The sequence below is a fragment of the Streptomyces flavofungini genome (assembly GCF_041028215.1).
Lineage (GTDB): Bacteria > Actinomycetota > Actinomycetes > Streptomycetales > Streptomycetaceae > Streptomyces > Streptomyces flavofungini_B.
Genome location: NZ_JASKYR010000665.1, coordinates 1 through 3,827, shown reverse-complemented (window position 1 = coordinate 3,827; position 3,827 = coordinate 1). Strand labels below are relative to the sequence as shown.

4 protein-coding genes and 1 pseudogene are annotated in these 3,827 nt (G+C 71.9%); 2 read left to right on the top strand and 3 right to left on the bottom strand.

All coding sequences use genetic code 11. The annotated features are described in order from the left end of the window. From AB8Z36_RS32100 to AB8Z36_RS32090, 3 genes are all read right to left on the bottom strand, one after another. The coding region (locus tag AB8Z36_RS32100; RefSeq protein ID WP_369216903.1) for a LamB/YcsF family protein at positions 1 to 384 on the bottom strand (384 nt) is incomplete at its 3' end. Between the two features lie 29 nt (positions 385 to 413). Beyond that, positions 414 to 1,217 carry a putative hydro-lyase gene (locus AB8Z36_RS32095; RefSeq protein WP_369216902.1) on the bottom strand — a complete coding sequence of 268 codons (804 nt, stop codon included), beginning with the start codon at positions 1,215 to 1,217 and terminating at the stop codon, positions 414 to 416. Further along, entirely contained in the window at positions 1,214 to 2,515 is a 1,302-nt protein-coding gene (locus AB8Z36_RS32090) for an MFS transporter (protein ID WP_369216901.1), read from the bottom strand. The genes AB8Z36_RS32095 and AB8Z36_RS32090 overlap by 4 nt, the downstream gene beginning before the upstream one ends. Before the next feature lie 187 nt (positions 2,516 to 2,702). On the opposite strand from AB8Z36_RS32090, the gene AB8Z36_RS32085 reads away from it, so the two are divergent. Together AB8Z36_RS32085 and AB8Z36_RS32080 are read left to right on the top strand one after the other, a co-directional pair. After that, positions 2,703 to 3,407, top strand: coding sequence for a GntR family transcriptional regulator (locus AB8Z36_RS32085; protein WP_369216900.1), 705 nt, complete (start codon positions 2,703 to 2,705; stop codon positions 3,405 to 3,407). Positions 3,408 to 3,476: 69 nt separating this feature from the next. After that, positions 3,477 to 3,827: pseudogene (locus tag AB8Z36_RS32080) on the top strand (hypothetical protein); the annotation flags it as partial.

Genomic DNA, 3,827 nt, shown 5'->3' with positions numbered 1-3,827 from the left:
CTCTACAWCCGCGTCGTGCACGACGCGGTTGTAGAGCGCGCCGTGCGGCTTGACGTAGGCCACGCGCGTGCCCGCCGCCCGCGCGAACACCTCCAGGGCGCCGATCTGATAGGCCACTTCGGCGGCGAGCTCGGCGGGCGGCACGTCCATCGCGCGCCGCCCGAAGCCCGCCAGGTCGCGGTAGGAGACCTGTGCCCCGATCCGTACCCCGCGCTCGGCGGCCCGCTCGCACACCCGGCGCATGGTGGCCGGGTCGCCCGCGTGGAAGCCGCAGGCCACGTTGGCGCTGGTGACGACGGAGAGCAGCTCCTCGTCGTCGGTCAGGTGCCAGCGGCCGAAGCCCTCGCCGAGGTCGGCGTTGAGGTCGATGGAGTCAGTGCTCATGTCGTCGAGTCTCCTGTGGTTCACGTCGGTCACGCCACGCGGTACTGCTCGTCCCTGGCGTCGGTGACGAACATCCGGCCGGGCGCGTGCGTGATCGCGAAGGGCGGCTCGGACGCCATCACCGCGGCCTGCGGGGTGACCCCGCAGGCCCAGAACACCGGGATGTCGTCCGGCCGCAGGGTCACCGGGTCACCGAAATCGGGCCGTGCCAGGTCGGCGATGCCGAGTCCGGCCGGGTCGCCGCAGTGCACCGGGCTGCCGTGCACCGCGGGCATCAGGGAGGTCTCCCTGATGGCGTCGGCAAGGTGCTCGGGCGGCACGGGCCGCATGGAGACCACCATGGGGCCGTGCAGACGTCCCGCCGGACGACAGGGGCGCTCGGTCACGTACATGGGGACGTTGCGGCCCTGCTCGATGTGGCGCAGCGGGACGCCCGCGTCGGCGAGCGCCCACTCGAAGGTGAAGCTGCACCCGATCAGGAACGACACCAGGTCCTCGCGCCAGTGCCCGAGGACGTCGGTGGGCTCGTCGGCCAGCTTCCCGTGCTCCCAGACGCGGTAGCGGGGCAGGTCCGTGCGGAGATCGGCGCCCGGGGCCAGGGGAGTGGTCCAGGAACCCGCGTCGGTGACGTCGAGCACCGGGCAGGGCTTGGGGTTCCGCTGGCAGAACAGCAGCATCTCGTACGCCCAGTCGGCGGGTACGGAGATGAGGTTGGCCTGCGTGTATCCGGCCGCGACGCCCGCGGTCGGCCGCGTCTCGCCCGCCCGGAAGGCGGCGCGGGCCTCGGCGGCGGTGCCGGGTACGGGCGGTCCTGGGTTCGTCCGACGGCTCACAGCAGCTCCCTCCCCCGCGTCTCCGGGAGGCCGAACAGCGCGAGGACGGCGAGTCCGTAGCCGAGGGCGCCGAAGACCAGCGCGCCGCCGACGCCCCAGCTGTCGGCGAGGAAACCGACCATGGTGGGGAAGACGGCGCCGATCGCGCGGCCGGTGTTGTACGTGAAGCCCTGCCCGGTGCCGCGCACGGCCGCCGGGTACAGCTCGCTGAGGAACGAGCCGAAGCCGCTGAAGATCGCCGACATGCAGAAGCCCAGCGGGAAACCGAGTACAAGGAGAAGGCCGTTGGCACCGTCGGGGATGTTCGTGTACGCCAGGATGCAGGCCGCGGAGAGGAAGGCGAAGAGCGTGATGTTCCGCTTCCTGCCGAGCAGATCGGTGAGGTAACCGCCCGCCAGGTAGCCGATGAAGGCGCCGGAGATGAGGAAGGCCAGATAGCCGCCGGTGCCGACGACGGTGAGGCCCCGGTCGCTCTTCAGGTAGGTGGGCACCCAGGTGGCCAGCGTGTAGTAGCCGCCCTGCACACCGGTGGACAGGAGCACCGCGAAGAGCGTGACGCGCAGCAGTCCCGGCTTGAAGATGGCCGTGAAGGACCCCTTGTCGGCGCTGCCGCGCCGCTCCTCGGCGGCCTCGGGGGCGTCCTGGACGTTGCGGCGCACGTAGATGATCAGCAGGGCGGGCAGCGCGCCCGTCCAGAACATCACGCGCCAGGCGATGTCCTCGTCGAGGAACTGGAAGACCACGGTGTAGACGACCACCGCGAGCCCCCAGCCCACGGCCCATGAGCTCTGGATCGCGCCGAGCGTGCGGCCCCGGTTCTTGGCGGTGGCGTACTCGGCGACGAGGATCGCGCCGACCGCCCACTCGCCGCCGAAACCGAGGCCCTGGAGGGCCCTGAAGACCAGGAGCGTCTCGTAGTTGGGCGCGAAGCCGCAGGCCACGGTGAAGACGGCGTAGGTGACGACCGTGATCATCAGCGCCTTGACGCGGCCGATGCGGTCGGCGACGACACCCGCGATGGCACCGCCCACGGCGGAGACCACGAGCGTGACGGTGGTGATGAGGCCGGTCTGGCCGCTGTCGAGGCCGAAGTAGGCGGCGAGCGCCACCATGCTCAGCGGCAGCGTGAAGTAGTCGTAGGAGTCGAGGGCGTAGCCGCCGAAGGCGCCGGCGAAGGCCCGGCGGCCGCGCGGGCCGAGCGCGCGCAGCCAGCCGAGGACGCCGCTGTCGTCGGGCGGTGCGTCCTTGCCGGGGGCGGTGCCTGCCGGGGCCGCCTTGGCGGGTGGGGTCGTGCTCATGGGCACCTCGCAGATGAGGGACGGAGGGTGCTGGAGCGGGTCGAGCCGGAGCGGTCGTACGCGAACGGTTCGAGCGCGGGTTCAGGCCCCGACGGGTCGCGAGCCGTGCCCGCCAAGGTAGAGGATCGTTGAACGATCCCTCAATACCCATGTTGTCTCGTTCTTGTATCTGCGGTTGAATCCCGGCATGGCGGAGGGGATGACTGAAGTGAGCGGACTGGCCGACGACCGTGCGCTCCTCGGGCGCACCAGCACGGCCGAGCGGGTGTCGGACATCCTCAGGAGCCGTATAGCGGAGGGCTACTTCCCGCCGGGGACGCGGCTCTCCGAGGACGCCATCGGCGGGGCGCTCGGCGTCTCCCGCAACACCCTCCGCGAGGCCTTCCGGCTGCTCACGCACGAACGGCTGCTCGTCCACCGGCTCAACCGCGGCGTCTTCGTGCGGGTGCTCACGATCGAGGACGTCGAGGACATCTACCGCACGCGCCGCCTCGTGGAGTGCGCGGTCGTACGGGGACTCGGCGAGCCGCCGTACGCGCTCGACGGCGTCGCGGGGGCCGTCGCCGACGGGGTGGCCGCCGCCGCCGGTGAGCGATGGAAGGGCGTCTCCACCGCCAACATCCACTTCCACCGCGAGCTCGTCGCCCTCGCGGGCAGCGCGCGCACCGACGAGCTGATGCGCAGCGTCTTCGCCGAACTGCGCCTGGCCTTCCACGTGGTGGACGACCCGCGCCGCCTCCACGAGCCCTACCTCGAACGCAATCAGCGCATCCTTGAGACCCTACGGGCGGGCGACGCCGCACGGGCCGAACGACTGCTCGCCGCCTACCTGGAGGACTCGCTGGCGGGGCTCGTCGAGGTGTACGGGCGGCGGGTCGGCGAGGAGGACTAGGGACCGGCGGGCCGGGGTCGAACTGCGTCGTTTCGACCGTTGTCAGACCGAGGACCTAGTCTGTGCACCGTGACTTCGCCTGCCGTTCCGGACACCGCTCCGCCCCAGCTCAGCGCGGGGCCGCGGCCCGCCATGGGCCCGGCCGCCGACGAGGGCCTGGCGCGCCGCCTGCGCGCCCTCGCCTGCACGGCTCCGCTGCACGACCTCGATGTGCGCAAGGCCAACCTCGCGGGCGAGTACACGGTGTACGCGATGGCGGAAGTGGCCCTGTCGGCCATCGACCTCGTCACGCTCAACATGGACTTCGACACCGGCGCCGACCACGAGCAGATCGTCGCGAGGCTCCTGCCGCGCGTCGCCGCCCAGGCCCCGCGCCGCCCCGCCGCCGAGCACGAGCGGGTGGCCCGCTGGGTCCTGGAG

What these genes read in the sequence shown, in the direction of transcription:
- AB8Z36_RS32090 (WP_369216901.1), bottom strand. Translation starts at nt 2,515, where the DNA reads ATGAGCACGACCCCACCCGCCAAGGCGGCCCCGGCAGGCACCGCCCCC.
- AB8Z36_RS32085 (WP_369216900.1), top strand. Translation starts at nt 2,703, where the DNA reads ATGGCGGAGGGGATGACTGAAGTGAGCGGACTGGCCGACGACCGTGCG.